Raw genomic sequence first — 17,424 nt, 5'->3', positions numbered from 1 at the left:
GGTGAATACAAATGACACAAGAAAAGGTTATAGTAAAAGATAAAAATGATATTATAGAGATAACTTATGATGATATTTTAAAATATCATGGTAGAGAAATGATAGGTGGAGCAGCTTTAGCATTTAAAATAATGTTGATGACTTTTCCAAGACTTTGTAATGAAATACCACAAAGAGGCAGATTTAGTTTTTATAGCGGAATAGGAAAAAATGGAAGAGGTATAATAGATGCAACAGAAATGGTTATGCGTGTAAAAACACATAATAATTTAAGATTAGATCTTGCATATTCTGATGATAAGTTAGGTCAAGTTGCACCTGGTGGCGGTAGATATTATTTTGAGATAGGATATGATGATAAATTAGTTAAATTATATTTAAAAGAAGGAATAATACCAGAAGAATTTATAGCATATTCAAAGTTGTCACATAAATGTAAAGCAGAAAATATTTCTATGAAAGTAGAAGATCAAGAAAAACTTTTGTTATTAAGACAAGAATTGGCTAGCAGTATAATAAAATCTAAACCAGAAGACCTATTTGTAATAATTTAAAATTAGAATAGATAGAAAGGTTGTAGTTGAAATTATCAATTACAACCTTTTTTTGTCTAACTTAGATTATAAAAATAAAACTAATACAATATTATTAGAGTATATTACAAATAATTCAATTATCATTTTAATACAACAAAAGGAGATTTAAATGAGTAATTTCAGTAGTTATGAATTTTTTACGTATTTCATCGGTATTATTGAAATGATATATTTTTTTAATAAATTAATGTTATCAAAAGGTAATAAAACAAGATATACATTTATCTATTTTATTATATTGATTATGTTATACCCAATTATACCCAAATTTTACTTAAACGTTATATTTAGTATGAAATATAATAGTAGTGTATTTTTACTAACATTAACTAATAATATTATGATACTTTCATATCCAGTGATTTTTAGACGAGGAGCTTTATCAGAAAAATTATACTTAGGATCATTATATCTTTATATTACAACATTATTAACAATAGTTGCTACAATATTTTATTCTATCATGTCAGATGATACATTTATAAATATAATGATGAATAGAGACTATAATCTAGCTATACTAAATCAATCGCTACGATTTATAGTTATAATAATAATTTCAAAATATGGTAAGTTTACAAAAGATATAGATAATAAATCATTATATACAAGAAGTATTATACTATTTTCAGAGCATATAATACTATATACTACAGTAAGATATACAATTGCATATTCAATTGATGCAATAGAAGGTTTGAGTATTATTACATTGTTTTTATTTTTAATACAAGTAATATCTATGTATGGGATGGATATACTCTCTAAGCATATGAGAAATAAACGTATAATAGTAGAAGAATTAAATTATAAAAAATACGAAGATTATATAATAAATATGCACAAAGAGATGAGCGCTTGGAGGCATGACCTCCGCAATCATATAAATGTAGTATTAGGATTATTAGAATTAGATGAAAAAAATAAGGCGATTGAGTATATAAGAGATATTGAAAAAAGGACTAGTAAGTTTGAATCATGTATTTATACTAATAATATAGTTATAGATTCTTTGTTATCTAATAAAATAAATATTGCAAAAGAAATGAATATAAGTGTGAATTTTAAGATAAAGATGAATACAGTGATAAAAATACCTAACCTAGATATATGTACAATTATTGGTAATTTAATGGATAATTCTATTGAAAGTTGTGAAAAATTTAAAGGAAATAAATTTATAGATTTAATAATAATATCAGAGGGTAGTAAATTAATTCTTAGAGTTAAAAATAGTTGTGATGGAAAATTAATTAAGATAAGAGGTAAATTTAAAACTACTAAACAAGAAGATGGACATGGATTTGGTTTAATTCAAATTGATAATATAGTAAAGAAATTTAATGGATACATCAATAGAAGTTATGATGATAATGTATTTTCTACTTATATAAAAATAGAGTATAAATAAAATAATCGAAATTAATACAGTATCTAAATTATTTTTATATCTAAGAATATAATAAATTATATATTTAATTAATGTATAACTTATATTATGATATGTATAGAATTTATTAATATTAAATGATACATATTTGGATAGGAGATTTTCTTATGAACATAGCAATATGTGAGGACAACAATGAAGAATTCAATATAATAAATAAATACATTGAAAATTGGTCTAAGGAAAAGAATATAGAGGTAAAAGTTGATAAATATCGAAGTGCAGAATCCTTTTTATTTGAATGGATAGATTATGATAAATATGATTTGATTTTTTTGGATATAAAAATGAAGTATATATCGGGAATAGAACTTTCTAATTTAATTAGAGAAAAAAATAAAATAGTTGATATTGTATTTACGACAGGAATATTTGAACATGCTTTACACGGATATAGTGTTAATGCAATGCAATATTTGTTAAAACCAATAGGTCAAAATGATATACATTTATGTTTAGATAAAGTTTTAGAAAAATTAAACTATACAAATAAATTATCAAAATTCATAATTATAAAGACTTCTAAAAATTGTATAAGATTAAACTATGATGAAATATATTATTTTGAAATGTTTTCTCCTAATATAACTATATATACAATAAAAGAAGAGATAGTCATAAGAAAAACAATAAGTGAAGTAGAAGATGACTTAAGAGATAACTTATTTATAAGATGTCATAGATCATATATAGTAAATTTAAGATATGTAAAGTCAATATCAAAAAATACTATTATATTAGAAAATGGAGTAAGTATACCTGTAAGTAGAAACAAGTATAAAGAGGTTAATGATAGCTATATAAATTATTTATGTGAAATATAATAAAATATTAATTTAACTAAAATATGAAAACATACGATAATAACCATAGTAATCGTATGTTTTTTTATTTGTAAAACTATACATTTAGATTAAAAAATTAAACCTTTAGATACAAATTTTAAAAAATAACAGTTACTTAATATAAATTATTAAAAAATGAAGATATAAATAGTCTTACTAAGTTTAATTAATACATTATATATGAATAGGAGAAACATATGAGCAGAAAAGAGTTTAATTTATATTCAGAAGTATTGTTAAATATATTTGATAACAATTTCAATGATATTGATAATTTAATAGAAGAGATAAAAAAGATATTGCCATTTATAAGAATATATATATGTGAAAGAAATAAAAAAGATGAAAATGAAAATAAAGAGTTTTCAATGGAATATATAGACATTATTAATGATTTACTATTTAACTTAGAAAAGGATAAAAAGATAAGTTTATATTATGATGAAATTTATATACAAGAAAATTATAATTATCATTATAATTTAATAATATCTCAAGGTATAGAAAATTTTATAATATATCCATTTGATATTTTAAATGAATCCTATGGATATATATATGGACTTCGATTGTAAAATACATACAGTTAAGTACATCATTGAGCTTATAGCTAACTTATTGATTAAAAATATAGAAAGGATATATAGCAAAGAATCTAATGCTACAGATGTAATTGATTTATATAAAAAAGTAAAAAAAGGTATTCGATTAAATGAATTTAAATTTGTATATCAGCCTAAATTTAATATACAAAGCAATCAAATTATAGGCGCAGAAGTTTTAATACGATGGCATAAAGGTGATGGTAGTATTATATACCCAGATAAGTTTATAGAAATATTAGAAGATATAAATCTCGTTTATCTAATAGATTATCATACAATTAAAGAAGTTTTAAAAAAATTATATTATTGGAATAATTTATATGGAAATAACATAGTACCTATGTCAATAAACCTATCAAAGAGTACATTAATGAGACCAGATTTTATAGAGATTTTAAAAGCCATGATAAAAAAATATAATATAGATTTAAATTACATAGAATTTGAAATAACAGAAAGAGAGTATGTGGATTATAGCATAAAAGAAATAAATGAGAAAATTGATATAATACGAGGATTAGGTATAAAAGTATCTTTAGATGACTTTGGATCTGGACATTCAAATATATCATTTTCTATGAATATAGATTTAGATATTATAAAAATTGATAAAAGTATTATTAGTAAAATTGGGGAAAATAAAAAAATTGATTCTATTTTATTATTTATATGGGACTTAGCAAATAAAAGTAATATAGAGTTAGTTGCGGAAGGAATAGAAACTAAAGAGCAACTTGAATTTTTAGTGAATAATGGATATAAGTTTGGGCAAGGATATTATTTATCAAAGCCTATTAATGATGAAATATTTGAACATGAATACTTAATTATATAAAATAAATAATTTAGAGAAATCATATTGTTTAAAATCAATATGATTTTTTTATTTAAATTAAAAATAATAATGTATTATAAAATAAATTTTACATTTAATAAATTTAGTTTTATTATTATATAGGAAATTAATATTTAATGAGATGAAAAATGGAATAATAAGTAGAGGTGGATTATATTTATGAAGATAGCGATATGTGAAGACCAAGCGGTACAAATGGACTTACTTAATAGTAAAATTACAAATTTGGCCAATGAAAAAGGTATTAATATATTAATTGACAACTTTTCAAGTGCAGAATCGTTTTTATTTCAATGGTCAGATTATAACAAATATGACATTATATTTTTGGATATAAAGTTGAGCAAAATGTCTGGAATTGAGTTATCTAATATAATTAGAGAAAAAAATAAAACCATGGATATTGTATTTGTAACTGGATTTTTTAAATATGCACTACATGGATATAAAGTTGGAGCATTACAATACCTAATGAAACCAGTAAAGAAATTAGATTTACAATTCTGTTTAGATAAAACATTAAATAGGATAAGTGATAAGTGTGAAACATCTATGATTATTTTAGATACATCAAAACATATCATAAAATTAGATTATAATGAAATACATTATTGCATAATGTTTTCTCCGTATATAGATATTCACACAAATTCAGAAAAAATAACGTTAAGAAAGAAAATAAGTGAAATGGAAGAAATCTTACCAAATGAATACTTTGTTAGATGCCATAGGTCATATATAGTAAATTTAAAATATATTAAGTCGATAACGAAAAGTAATGTAGTATTAGAAAGTGGATTTAAAATACCTATAAGTAGAGGTAAATATAAAGAAATAAATGATGCATTTATAACTTATATCACTTAAAAAAGGATTTATATAAAATTATGAATAACTTTTATGAGATGGATTTACTATTTAATTTTATAAATATAGTTATGATGATTTATTTTTTTAATAAAATAATGCCATCTAAAAATAAAAAATATACTAGATTGTATACTATACTTATAATTATATTTTATTTTTTTATACCATCAACTAAACAGAATAGCATATTATATAAACTTAAAGATGGTAAAATAGTCTTATTTGTTTTGGGGTATTATAGTTTAGTGTTACTATACCCACTTCTATTTAGAGAAGGAAGGTTGTCAGAAAAGTTTTTTTTATCTTCATTTTATATTAGTATAAACCTAGTGTGTTCTTTCACAATATTTATTTTAACATCAAATATTTTGAATTTGCCATTAATTCATACTATAATTTATTTTAGTTATAATAAATGTTTTAGTATTTTATTTAATAAATCTATTCAGTTTATACTTGTTTATATATTTTTAAATAATATTAACTTTATAAATTTTATTAAATATATAAAAGATAAAATATTATATGTAGGTGGGATAGTATTAATATTAAGTCAGTTATTGATTCTTGTATTAGAGATAAATTCAATAAAAAAAATATATATAGCTAATAGAGAGATGGTATTCATTGTATCTATATTATGCATAATACAAATATTATCTGTATATGTACTAAATATATTATCTAAAGAAATAGAAGAGAAATTCATATTAAAAATAAACTTAGACCGCAAAGTACATGATGAAGAGGTTATAGATATGTATAAGCAAATGATGGGATGGAAGCATGATTTAAAAAACCATATAAGTATGATTACAGGTTTATTAGAAATAGGAACAAAAGAAGAAGCTCTTTCATATATAAATGAAATAAATTCTAATATTAGTAAATTAGATAAAAATATATATACAAATAATATAGCTATAAATTCTATAATAGCTAGTAAAATGAAAATTATAGAAGAAAAAAATATAAATATAAATTTAGAGCTAAGTATAAATGCAGAAATAAAAATTTCTAATATCGATATATGTATTATTTTAGGAAACTTATTAGATAACTCAATTGAAGCAGGGAGCACTATTTCGGAATATAGATTTATTAATTTAAAAATCGTTTCGGAACATAGTAGATTAGTGATAAAAATAAGCAATAATACGAATGGTATTGTAAATGAAGTAAATGGAAGGTTTTTAACTACAAAAAATAATGATATAAGCGGTGTAGGTTTAATACAGATTGATAATATAGTAAAAAAATATGATGGATATATCAATAGAAAACATGAAAATAATATATTTACAACATATATGATGATACAATATAAAGATTAATTTATATATTTAATATTTAGCAAATTATTAATAAATTACAGAGATATAAATTATTTAAACTATAAGGAGCAATAAACTACAGTTTTAATGTAACTGTAGATTTTTTTTATTTGGTTTGATATAGTATAAAGTGATGCTATTGTAAAAAATTACCATAAAGTTTTTATATTTGACTTTAATTCAGAAATATAAATAAGTTAAAAGTACAAGTAGTGTTTTAAAGATTAGATTAAAAAAATAAGGATTAAGATAGATTTATGACTGATTTATACTTGATTGAAAAATTAGGAGATTTTATAGGTGCAAATATATTAATATATTTCTTTAATAAAAATTTGCAGCCTAAAAATGAAAAATATAGTAGATTTAACACAGTAATTATGATTATATTTTATACATTAATATCTTCATTAAATATAAATAATCTTATTTTTAATATGGATAGTTATAAAATAATTTTATTTATTTCTACTTACTCCATATTAATATTAATTTATCCTTTACTATTTAGAAGAGGTAGATTGCCAGAAAAAATTTTTTTATTTTCATTTTATATTAGTACCATATTAATGAATTCTTTTATAGGGTATATGATATTTTCAAAATTATTTAATGTAACATTAATTGAGCTAATGATAAACTTAAGTTATAAGAGAAGTATAGCAATGATTACTAATAGGTTTTTTCAGTTTTTATTCACATTTAAATTAATAGACAATATGAATCTTATAGGATATATAAAAGATAAAATATTGCTTACAGGGGGGCTAATTTTATTTTTAAACCATATATTAATATTTATAGTTCAGATTGATTTAATTAAATATTTAAGAAAAACGAATCTAAATGTGGCTATTATTATAATTAGCTTATATATTATTCAGTTACTATCGATATATATTTTAAATATATTATCAAAAGAGATGGAAGAAAAATTTATATTAAAAATGGAATTAGATCGTGAAATACACAACAAAGAAATAGAATCTATGTATTCAGAAGTAATAGGATGGAGGCATGATATTAAAAATCATATAAATATGATTTTAGGCCTATTAGAAATTAGCTCTAAAAAAGAAGTTGTTTCATATATAAGGGAAATCGATACTAGAATTGATAGATTAGATCCCCAAATATATACAGAAAATGTAGCCATAAATTCAATATTAATAAGTAAAGTAAAATTGGCAAAAGAAAAGGAAATAAAAATAGATTTAGATATAAAAATAAATTCAAATATAAGTATTACTAATCTAGATATGTGTACTATACTAGGAAATCTTTTGGATAATTCTATAGAGGCTTGTGATATTATTGAAGGAGATAAATTTATAGATTTAAAAATAGTTTCAGAAGATAAAGGATTAATAATTAAGATAAGTAATAGTACTAATGGTTATGTAAATGAGGTAAATGGAAAATTTGTTACTATAAAAGATAAAAGAATTAATGGTATTGGTATAATTCAAATAGATAGAACAGTAAAAAAGTACAATGGATATATAAATAGAAAACATGAAGGTAGCATATTTACTACATATATTATGATACAATAAAAATAATTATAAAATTAAAACTATATAATGATAATAGTGGGATACTCAGCATGCAGGGTATCTTTTTTATATAATTAATATAAACTTTAACAACATAACAAAGTAGAAGAAGTACAATTTAGATACTAAAAAAGTCATTTAACGACAATTTTAAATTAAATTAAGACAAATAAAGTAGAATCTTATAAGAGAGAATGTTTTGAATATATAGTAAGTTTAATAATGTGGGGTTAAAAAAGTATGAGATTAAAAGTTTTTATATTAATTATTTTACTTAATATTCTATTACCTATAAAATCATATGCAGAAATATTAAGTAATGCAAAATTTGAGAATATATCCATTGATGATGGTCTATCAAACGAAGATATAACATCAATTTTTCAAGATAGTAAAGGATATATGTGGATAGGAACAAAAGATGGACTTAATAGATATGATGGTGAAAATATAAAAATATATAATTGTATTTCTGGGGATGAAAATACTTTAAGTTCAACATATATAACTGACATAGAAGAAGATTGTAATGGGAATATATGGATAGCTACAGATCATGGATTAGATTTGTTAGATACAGATACAGATACAGATACTATTATAAGGATGAAGGATAGAGATGATAAATACAAACTAGGTGAATTAAAAATAACCTCATTACTAAAAAGTAGTTATGAGGAATATATCATGTGGGTTGGTACAGAAAATGGTTTGATGAAAATTGATATTGAAAATGAAACTATTGAAGCTTTTTATCATGATCCGGATAATCCAAATTCATTAATTAGTTCATCAATAACTTGTTTAGAAGAAGGGGAAGATAATTATTTATGGGTTGGAACTAAACAAGGAATTAACACAATAAGCGAAGATTTAAAAATATATAAAAATGAAGATAAAAGATATAAAGATAGATTATTTGTTTCTTACATATCAAAAGATAATTTAGGTAATATGTGGATAGCAACTAAGGAAGGTATTTACATGTACAACATAAGAGAAGATAAAAAAGATAAATTATATATGATTAATAGCTCAGGTGTAAAAGAATATAATATAAAAGAAAATATTATAAATGATATTTATATTTTTAAAGATAATGAAATAAGATTTTATAATAATATTATATTTACTGATAGTGAGAATAATACATGGTTATCTAGTAGTAATGGTGCAATCAAGTATTCAAAAAGTAAGGGTATTTTTGAATTATACAAAAAAGATATTAATATTAAAAATTCAATTTCAAGTAATGTTATAAATTGCTTTTATGAGGATTTTAACGGTACAATATGGATTGGTACAGATAAAGGTGTAAATATATTAAATGACGATATTATGTTTAATTATATTAATAAAGTAGAAGATAAAAATATAGTATCTATTTTAGAACATAATGGTGATATATGGGTAGCTAGTAAGTTTAAAGGAATATATATATATGATTCAAAAAATGGAAATTGTAAAAAGATAATGTATGAAGAAGAAGATTTTAATTTAAGTGATAGATATATAAAAAATTTATTTAAAATAGATAATAGATATATCCTTATAGTAACCAATAAAGAACTAATAGCTTTTAATACAAAAAAAAATTCATATAAAGAAATACTAATTAAGGATGATTACTCTTCGGAATTAAGCTATATATATAATGATGGAGAAGATATATGGGTAGCAACTACAACTGATTTCTATTCTTATAACATAAATACTAAAGAAAAAACATATTATAGTGAAAGTATGAATAATATTGGAGTTAACTCAGGTTGTGTAAAGTACATACTAGAGGATAAGGAAGATAAAAATATTATTTGGTTAGGTGGAATTGATACAGGATTAATTAAATACCATAAAGAAAAAGGAATTATAAAGATATATAGCAATAATTCATCCACAGAAGATTCTTTAATTAATGATTATATAAACTGTATGACTTTTGATAATTCAGGGGATTTATGGATAGGAACAAATACAGGTATTAGTAAACTTGATATAAAAACAGATAAATTTACTTCTTATACAACTGCACATGGATTAACTAATAACTTTATAAATTCAATTATAATTGATGATTATAGTGATATTTGGATAAGTACAAATAAAGGTTTAAATAAATTTGATATAGAAAAAGGTACTTTTAGAAAATTTACAAAAATGGATGGGTTATATGGATATCAATTTAATTTAAATACAAGTATAAAGCTAGAAAATGGAATTATTATATTTGGTAGTACAGAAGGATGTACATATTTTAACCCTGATGAGTTAGATAATTATAAGATGAATAAAAATGAAGTAGTAGTTGGTGACATTTTTATAGGGAAAAACAAAATTGTATATGATGGAAATGAAATAACATTAGAATATAATTATAAAGATTTATATATTAATTACTTTTTACCTAATTATGAAAATTTAAATACTACAACATACGAATATATGCTTGAAGGGATGGACTCAGATTGGGTATATGTTGATTCTAGAAGCAGTTTAAATTTGAAATCCTTAGAACCTGGTAAATATACTTTGAAATTAAGAGCAAGAGATGGACATGGTAATCTAACAAGTGAAACAAATATAAATATAAAAGTAAAAAATCCTATTTGGAAGACACCTATAGCTCATATAATATATATATCTATAGCAGCTGTAATAATTATTTATATTTTTAATTATGTTAAAATATTACATCGCTTAGTCGATCAAAAGACAATGAAATTAAATAATCAATTAAAAGAAAATGAAAAGCTAAGTAAAGAAGTAATAGAGCAAGAAAAATTCAAAAATAATTATTTTGTGAATTTATCTCATGAGCTTAGAACTCCTATAAATGTTATAGCCTCAACGGTGCAGTTAATAAATGTACTTAATCAAGGTAAAAATATAACACAAGAAAAACTTAATCAGTATATGGATATTATAAGTAAAAGTTGTGATAACTTATTAAAAATAATAAATGATATTATAGATAGTTCAAAAATAGAGACAGGTAAGTATAAAATTAATAAAAAAAATAATGATATAGTTTATATAGTTGAAGAAGCAGCTCTTAATATGAGTAAATTTATAGAAGATAAAGGATTATCTCTTACAGTAGACCCTGATATAGAAGAGAAAATTATATATTGTGATGAAATCGAAATTGAAAGATGTATAATAAATTTATTAGCTAATGCTGTTAAGTTTACTCAAGAAGGCGGAGAGATAAAGGTATATATAAAAGAAGTTAAAGATAACATTGAAATAACTATAGAGGATACAGGAATAGGCATATCAAAAGAAGATCAAGAATTTATATTCAAAAGATTTTCACAAGTAGATGGAACAGGAGCTATAAAATCAAGTAGTAGTGGAATAGGTCTTACACTTGTTAAATATATAGTAGAGCTTCATGGTGGATATATTAGACTTGAAAGTGAGCTTAATAAAGGCAGTAGATTTACTATAGGAATTCCAAATATAGTCGAGAATATAGAATGTAACAATGATAGTATAGTTTAAGTTTATAATAAATTATAAATTTATATATGATATATTTAATAAATTAGAGTTGTTGAGTTTTTAAAACTTAGCAATTCTAATTTTTTGTCTGAAGATATTTGATTTTAATATAAATCTAATATCTGGGCTTAAAAAATATAAGTGATGGAGTATTTATTATGAAAGTAGAATCTATTGAAAATGTAGATAATTATTTATCTAATGAACCATTTAAAATTTATGGTATTCAAGATTATAATGTTATAGAATTCTCACATAATTACTTCAATAATTCTCCTAATGATTGGTTTAATAAATAATTACTATTAAATAAATATTAGAAAATGCTAATTGAATTTGAATATAAACTAAAAGATTGTAAATAATATATTCGTAATCATATTTTGAGAAACCCAAATAACATTTTAATTCTATTAGCCTATATATAAAAGGTTATATTCTTTCCACGGAGCTATTTTTATATTTAAAATCATAAAAAATAGTATATATCACAGGTATATACTATTTTTTAAACTTTACTTACAAATTAAATAAGGATTATTTAATAATAAGTTAGATTACATAAGCTAATTTATAAAGGAGTATGAAAATAATGTTATTAATAAAAAACGGAAAAATAATGACAATGTGTGGTAAAACATATGATAACGGATCTATTTTAATAAAGGATGGAAAAATCATAGATATTGGCGAAAATATTGATATAACTGATGAAGATTATACAGTAATAGACGCAAAAAATTACTGGGTTATGCCTGGAATAATAGAGGCACATTGTCATATAGGTATAAAAGAAGAAAGAAAAGGATTTGAAGGTGATGATTGCAATGAGATAAATGAACCCATCACACCATATTTAAGAGCATTAGATGGAATTAATGTTATGGATTCTGCTTTTCACACTGCAATAACTTCTGGAATCACGGGGGTTATGGTCGGACCTGGAAGTTCAAATGTAGTAGGAGGACAATTTGCATTCATTAAAACTCATGGCAGAGTAATAGATAATATGACTATACTTGAACCAGCAGCAATTAAGGTTGCATTTGGAGAAAATATAAAAACAAACTATAATCAAAAAAATATGGTTCCATCAACTCGCATGTCTGTAGCAGCTCTTTTACGTGAAGAATTATTTAATGCTAAGCAATATAGTCAAAATAAACAAAATGCAATGAAAAATGGAGATAATTTTGATAAAGTGTTTAGAAAAGAATGCTGGCTACCTGTAATTAATAGAGATATTCCTATTAAAGCACATGTACATAGAGCAGACGATATTTTAACTGCAATTCGTATAGCAAAAGAGTTTAATATAAGATTAACCTTAGACCATTGTACAGAAGGTCACTTAATTGCAGATGAAATTAAAGATTCTGGATTTCCAGCAATAGTTGGTCCATCATTAGCTGTTAGAAATAAAATAGAAACTCAAAATTTAGATTTTAAAACAGCTGGAATATTACACAAAGCTGGTGTTAAAGTAGCAATAACAACAGATCATCCAGTCACAAGAATACAGGATTTGCCTATTTGTGCAGGATTTGCAGCAAGAGAAGGTTTAGGAGTAGAAGAAGGTCTTAAATCTATTACTATAAATGCGGCGGAGATATGTAATGTATCAGATAGAGTTGGAAGTATTGAAATAGGGAAAGATGCGGATATTGCAATTTTTAATGGAAATCCAATGGAAGTATTTACAAAGGCTATGTACACTATAATTGATGGTGAAGTGGTCTATGAAGCTAAAAGTATTAAAAATTAGCTAAAAAATTAAAAGCAATAGGTATTTATTAAATTTACCTATTGCTTTTAATTTTTTATAAATATATTTTATAAACTTACCAAATTTACATAGTGTTAAAAGGTATATTATATAAACAAAAGGTAAATACTACAGAGAAGAAAATTGAATAAAAAATTAATAGAATGGAAATAAGATGTTGTAATCATTTTGTATTAAAAGTGATAACAAAATCACCTTTTATTTTGTTATCACTTTTTAAATAAGAATTAATTCTTATTAGATTTTTAGGAAACGCACTATCTATTATTGTTATTGCAGTTGTTATTGTTGTTATTACTATTATTTCTAAAGTTGTTGTTATTATTGTTGTTATTGTTGTTATTTCTAAAATTATTGTTATTATTATTCATAATCGTTATTGCCTCCATTGTTTTCTTATTATAAGTAAAAAAATATAAAAATATACACAAATTTTTATATAATTTGAATTTTATATAATGAGTTGTTAGATATTAATCAAAACGTAACAATAAAATTAAACTCAATCTATTTTAGTATCACTTTCTGATTTAAATTAATATGTATTAATTCTAAGCAACTCCTATATAGAAAATTATCTATTATTGTTATTACAGTTGTTATTATTGTTATTGCTACTATTTCTAAAATTGTTGTTGTTATTGTTATTTCTAAGGTTGTTATTATTGTTACTGCAGTTATTATTGTTATTATTATTGTTGCTACTATTTCTAAAATTGTTGTTGTTATTATTGTTGTTGTTTCTACAGTTATTATTATTTGAATTTATCATTTTTATCACCTCCAATTCACTTTTATTATAGGTAAAAACTTATAAAAATATACTATATATTAAAAAAGTAATCATATGTGCATTTATGGTAATTTAATAAATACACATATATGATTAGTTTATGGTAAAATATGTAATAAAGTGGGATTGATTTATAGTTATGAAAAAGCAAGAGGGGAATAATATGTTATCTATATACAATAAAATTAGTGATTATATAATAATATTAAAACAGAATGGAGAAATAATTTTTTGTAATGAAAGCTTTTTAAAGAGGTTAAATTATAGTGAGTATGATATATTAAACTTGAATATAAATGAAATATTAATAGAAACAAAACAAGATATTATTAATATTGTAAAAAAATCTGACCCAAAAGATAAAATCTTAGAATTTTATTCTAAATCAAAAGATACTATCAAAATTAATTCAAAAATAAGTATAGAAAATTTTAATGATGAAAAAAATATTTTTATTATAGGTAAAGAAATAAATTCAAGGCCGTATACAATAGAAATATTAGAAGACCTTTTAGATAATATTAATATAGGAACATTTATTGTAAATCCGAAAGGGAAGTATTTATATGTAAATAAGGCTTTTAGTGATATGCTAAATAAAAAAAGAGATGATATTATAGGATCTTATAGTAATGATTACTGGAAATACAATATATGTAAAGAACTTGATAAAAATAATAAAGAAATATTTAAGAATAAAAGCCCTAAAATACTTAATGAAAAATTAGAGTTTGAGGATACTGAAAACTGGTATGAAAGTTATAAGTGTCCAATATACGATGAAAACGGATTTGAGAAGTATATTATAGCTACAACTCAAAATATTAATTTACCAAAAACTTTGTCAGAAGAGTTGTATAAAAACTATAATTCACTTACAAATAAACATAGTATTGATTATAGCAATGTAGATTATAATAATAATTTAAATAAAATATTAAGTGAAATTGGAGAACATATATTGAACTACACTATAGCGGATGGAATTTCTATATTATTATATAATGAAGAAAGAGAAGGGTTGATACCTATTATAAAGTTAAAAAAATCTAATATATATCTTAAAAATATAGACTTCATACCTTTTAGTAAATCTGAAGTGTATTCAGATAAGTATAGAAGTTATTTTAACAAAATAATTAAAAAAGAAAAAATAAATAATACATCTACTGTTAATTATAATAGATTGGATGATATAGATTATTCTGGAAACTATGCAATAGAATTATATGATGAATTCATAGGGATAATAGGATTAAGTTATAGTAAAGGAAATAAGCCTAAATTTAATAGCGATGAATATATGAAGCATATATGTAATAAAATAGCCATGATAATTCAAAATATTAGACTTTCATATGAAGTATCAATTGAAAATAAAAAGCGAAGATATACAGAAAGAGAGCTAGAAAAATATTTAAATGTATCCGTTGATTTAGTAGCTATAGTAGGAAGAGATGAATATTTGAAAAGAATTAGTCCTAATTGGTGCAATGTTTTAGGATGGACAGAAAAAGAATTATTATCCATGCCAATTACAAATATTATTCATGAAGAAGAGTTGCAAAAGTTTGCAGGTAAGAATAAATTAGAAAATATCGATAAAGGTATTACGAGAAATATTATAAGATTTAGACATAAAAATGGCAATTATATTTATCTTGAATGGAGTAGTGAGTATATATATGAAGATGATGTATATATAACAACCGCAAGAGATATTACTAAAAAGTTAGAAATAGAAAAAGAAAAAAAAGTATTAGAGGAAACTGTTAAGTTAGAAATTATAAAAAATGAATTTTTTTCAAATATATCTCATGAATTTAGAACTCCAATAAATATTATACTAGGTACTATGCAAGTAATTAATAAAAATATAGAAAAAGGTAGTATAAGTATAGATAGCTTAAAAAAACATACAAATTATATAAGGCAAAATTCGTATAGATTATTAAGACTAGTAAACAATTTAATAGACATAAGCAAAATGGATATAGGAATGTATGAACTTAGATGTTGTAATCAAAATATTATAAGTATTATTGAAGATATAACTCTATCTGTAGCTGGATATACGAAAAATAACAAAATAAATCTTGTATTTGATACAGACATTGAAGAAGTAATTACATATTGTGATCCAGATAAAATAGAAAGGATAATGTTAAATATTTTATCTAATGCAATAAAGTATACACCAGAATATGGAGATATAGAAGTTAAAATTAATTATAATGAGGATGAAATATTAGTTTCTATAAAAGACAGTGGAGTGGGTATACCAAAAGATAAATTAGATATTATATTTGATAGATTCGGACAAGTAAATGGATCTTTTAATAGGAAATATGAAGGTAGTGGTATTGGATTATCACTAGTTAAAAATTTAGTAGAGATGCACGGTGGTAAGGTAAGTGTAAATAGTAAAGTAAATAAAGGATCAGAGTTTACATTTAGCATTCCTATTAGGGTAGAAAAAAGCACATGTAGTGATTATGATGCTGATAGAAAGTATAATCATGTAGAAAGATGTGAGATAGAGTTTTCTGATATATATAGTATGTCAATGTAAGATATATAAGGGAATAGGTGAATTATATTATATGCTGTAGTAAAAAACTACAGCATATAATCATGTATAAAACCATAATATTCATAGTTATTGAACATAGGAAAAGTAGAATCAAATTTTATATAGATAGGAGTATTTTTAAGCTCTTTATATTGATTTAATAAATATCTATCACCATAAAAAATATACTCAAGAGCTGAAGGAATATGATATTTAAAAATATCATATTTTTTTGAAGCGGATTGAAAATCTAAATTTCCAATAAAAGCATAAAAAAATAACATATAAGAATTATTGTTTAATAAGCACCATTTACCTAATAATTCATCTCGAAGTTCTTGATTTATAGCTGAATAATTATAATCAATTCCAACATCTAAAAACCTCATTGCTGTAGTATCCGAATGTGTAAGCGTATACATTCTACCATTTATTGGAGTATATAGTGTGGCAGGAGGCATAAAATTAACTTCAAGTTTACTAGTATCAAGATCCATATCATCACCAACCTTGGTTATTATATCTCACTAATTAAAATATAACTTTTAAGTATAAATGTTACTAATAATTTTGAAATTCATTGAATTAGATAGTATAAAATATAATTTTTAATAATGAATAAATAATGAATAGGCTTATATAAAGTTTGTTAAAAAT

General features: G+C 22.5%; 14 protein-coding genes. 12 read left to right on the top strand and 2 right to left on the bottom strand.

All coding sequences use genetic code 11. The features are described 5' to 3' along the window. Positions 1-11: 11 nt before the first annotated feature. From I2A66_RS05740 to I2A66_RS05690, 11 genes are all read left to right on the top strand, one after another. On the top strand, positions 12-554 hold the full coding sequence (locus tag I2A66_RS05740) for a hypothetical protein (RefSeq protein WP_147516232.1): 543 nt from the start codon (positions 12-14) through the stop codon (positions 552-554). Between the two features lie 334 nt (positions 555-888). Continuing rightward, complete coding sequence (locus I2A66_RS05735; protein ID WP_195251194.1) at positions 889-2,007, top strand: sensor histidine kinase; 1,119 nt, start codon at positions 889-891, stop codon at positions 2,005-2,007. Positions 2,008-2,153: 146 nt separating this feature from the next. Continuing rightward, complete coding sequence (locus I2A66_RS05730; protein ID WP_164489045.1) at positions 2,154-2,870, top strand: LytR/AlgR family response regulator transcription factor; 717 nt, start codon at positions 2,154-2,156, stop codon at positions 2,868-2,870. Positions 2,871-3,088: 218 nt separating this feature from the next. Next, a complete protein-coding gene (locus tag I2A66_RS05725) occupies positions 3,089-3,466 on the top strand; it encodes a hypothetical protein (protein ID WP_195251192.1) in 378 nt (125 codons plus the stop codon). Then, a complete protein-coding gene (locus I2A66_RS05720) occupies positions 3,450-4,331 on the top strand; it encodes an EAL domain-containing protein (protein ID WP_195251190.1) in 882 nt (293 codons plus the stop codon). The genes I2A66_RS05725 and I2A66_RS05720 overlap by 17 nt, the downstream gene beginning before the upstream one ends. A 180-nt stretch (positions 4,332-4,511) precedes the next feature. Further along, positions 4,512-5,219, top strand: a complete 708-nt coding sequence (locus I2A66_RS05715; protein WP_195251189.1) for a LytR/AlgR family response regulator transcription factor — start codon at positions 4,512-4,514, stop codon at positions 5,217-5,219. A gap of 563 nt (positions 5,220-5,782) precedes the next feature. Continuing rightward, positions 5,783-6,556: a sensor histidine kinase gene (locus I2A66_RS05710; RefSeq protein WP_195251188.1), complete on the top strand. Its 774-nt coding sequence runs from the start codon at positions 5,783-5,785 to the stop codon at positions 6,554-6,556. A gap of 272 nt (positions 6,557-6,828) precedes the next feature. Continuing rightward, positions 6,829-8,112, top strand: coding sequence for a sensor histidine kinase (locus I2A66_RS05705; protein WP_195251187.1), 1,284 nt, complete (start codon positions 6,829-6,831; stop codon positions 8,110-8,112). Positions 8,113-8,352: 240 nt separating this feature from the next. Beyond that, positions 8,353-11,616, top strand: coding sequence for a sensor histidine kinase (locus tag I2A66_RS05700; RefSeq protein ID WP_195251186.1), 3,264 nt, complete (start codon positions 8,353-8,355; stop codon positions 11,614-11,616). Positions 11,617-11,774: 158 nt separating this feature from the next. Beyond that, the gene (locus I2A66_RS05695) at positions 11,775-11,915 is read left to right on the top strand and encodes a hypothetical protein (protein ID WP_164489043.1); all 141 of its coding nucleotides are present in this window, start codon (positions 11,775-11,777) and stop codon (positions 11,913-11,915) included. A 293-nt stretch (positions 11,916-12,208) separates the two neighbouring features. Beyond that, positions 12,209-13,381, top strand: a complete 1,173-nt coding sequence (locus tag I2A66_RS05690; RefSeq protein WP_122640172.1) for an amidohydrolase — start codon at positions 12,209-12,211, stop codon at positions 13,379-13,381. A gap of 595 nt (positions 13,382-13,976) precedes the next feature. Here the strand turns inward: I2A66_RS05690 and I2A66_RS05685 are convergent. Further along, complete coding sequence (locus I2A66_RS05685; protein WP_195251185.1) at positions 13,977-14,174, bottom strand: hypothetical protein; 198 nt, start codon at positions 14,172-14,174, stop codon at positions 13,977-13,979. A 184-nt stretch (positions 14,175-14,358) separates the two neighbouring features. On the opposite strand from I2A66_RS05685, the gene I2A66_RS05680 reads away from it, so the two are divergent. Further along, complete coding sequence (locus I2A66_RS05680) at positions 14,359-16,767, top strand: PAS domain-containing sensor histidine kinase (RefSeq protein WP_195251184.1); 2,409 nt, start codon at positions 14,359-14,361, stop codon at positions 16,765-16,767. Between the two features lie 47 nt (positions 16,768-16,814). On the opposite strand, the gene I2A66_RS05675 is transcribed toward I2A66_RS05680, so the two are convergent. Next, a complete protein-coding gene (locus I2A66_RS05675) occupies positions 16,815-17,264 on the bottom strand; it encodes a staygreen family protein (protein WP_147516241.1) in 450 nt (149 codons plus the stop codon). Positions 17,265-17,424 lie beyond the last annotated feature (160 nt).

Origin of the sequence: Romboutsia sp. 1001713B170207_170306_H8 (assembly GCF_015550495.1) — a bacterium.
Lineage (GTDB): Bacteria > Bacillota > Clostridia > Peptostreptococcales > Peptostreptococcaceae > Romboutsia_E.
The sequence above is the reverse complement of the archived record's forward strand: the minus strand, read 5'-3'. Positions and strand labels throughout refer to the sequence as shown.

What these genes read in the sequence shown, in the direction of transcription:
- I2A66_RS05740 (WP_147516232.1), top strand. Translation starts at nt 12, where the DNA reads ATGACACAAGAAAAGGTTATAGTAAAAGATAAAAATGATATTATAGAG.
- I2A66_RS05735 (WP_195251194.1), top strand. Translation starts at nt 889, where the DNA reads ATGAAATATAATAGTAGTGTATTTTTACTAACATTAACTAATAATATT.
- I2A66_RS05730 (WP_164489045.1), top strand. Translation starts at nt 2,154, where the DNA reads ATGAACATAGCAATATGTGAGGACAACAATGAAGAATTCAATATAATA.
- I2A66_RS05725 (WP_195251192.1), top strand. Translation starts at nt 3,089, where the DNA reads ATGAGCAGAAAAGAGTTTAATTTATATTCAGAAGTATTGTTAAATATA.
- I2A66_RS05720 (WP_195251190.1), top strand. Translation starts at nt 3,450, where the DNA reads ATGGACTTCGATTGTAAAATACATACAGTTAAGTACATCATTGAGCTT.
- I2A66_RS05715 (WP_195251189.1), top strand. Translation starts at nt 4,512, where the DNA reads ATGAAGATAGCGATATGTGAAGACCAAGCGGTACAAATGGACTTACTT.
- I2A66_RS05700 (WP_195251186.1), top strand. Translation starts at nt 8,353, where the DNA reads ATGAGATTAAAAGTTTTTATATTAATTATTTTACTTAATATTCTATTA.
- I2A66_RS05695 (WP_164489043.1), top strand. Translation starts at nt 11,775, where the DNA reads ATGAAAGTAGAATCTATTGAAAATGTAGATAATTATTTATCTAATGAA.
- I2A66_RS05690 (WP_122640172.1), top strand. Translation starts at nt 12,209, where the DNA reads ATGTTATTAATAAAAAACGGAAAAATAATGACAATGTGTGGTAAAACA.
- I2A66_RS05685 (WP_195251185.1), bottom strand. Translation starts at nt 14,174, where the DNA reads ATGATAAATTCAAATAATAATAACTGTAGAAACAACAACAATAATAAC.
- I2A66_RS05680 (WP_195251184.1), top strand. Translation starts at nt 14,359, where the DNA reads ATGTTATCTATATACAATAAAATTAGTGATTATATAATAATATTAAAA.
- I2A66_RS05675 (WP_147516241.1), bottom strand. Translation starts at nt 17,264, where the DNA reads ATGGATCTTGATACTAGTAAACTTGAAGTTAATTTTATGCCTCCTGCC.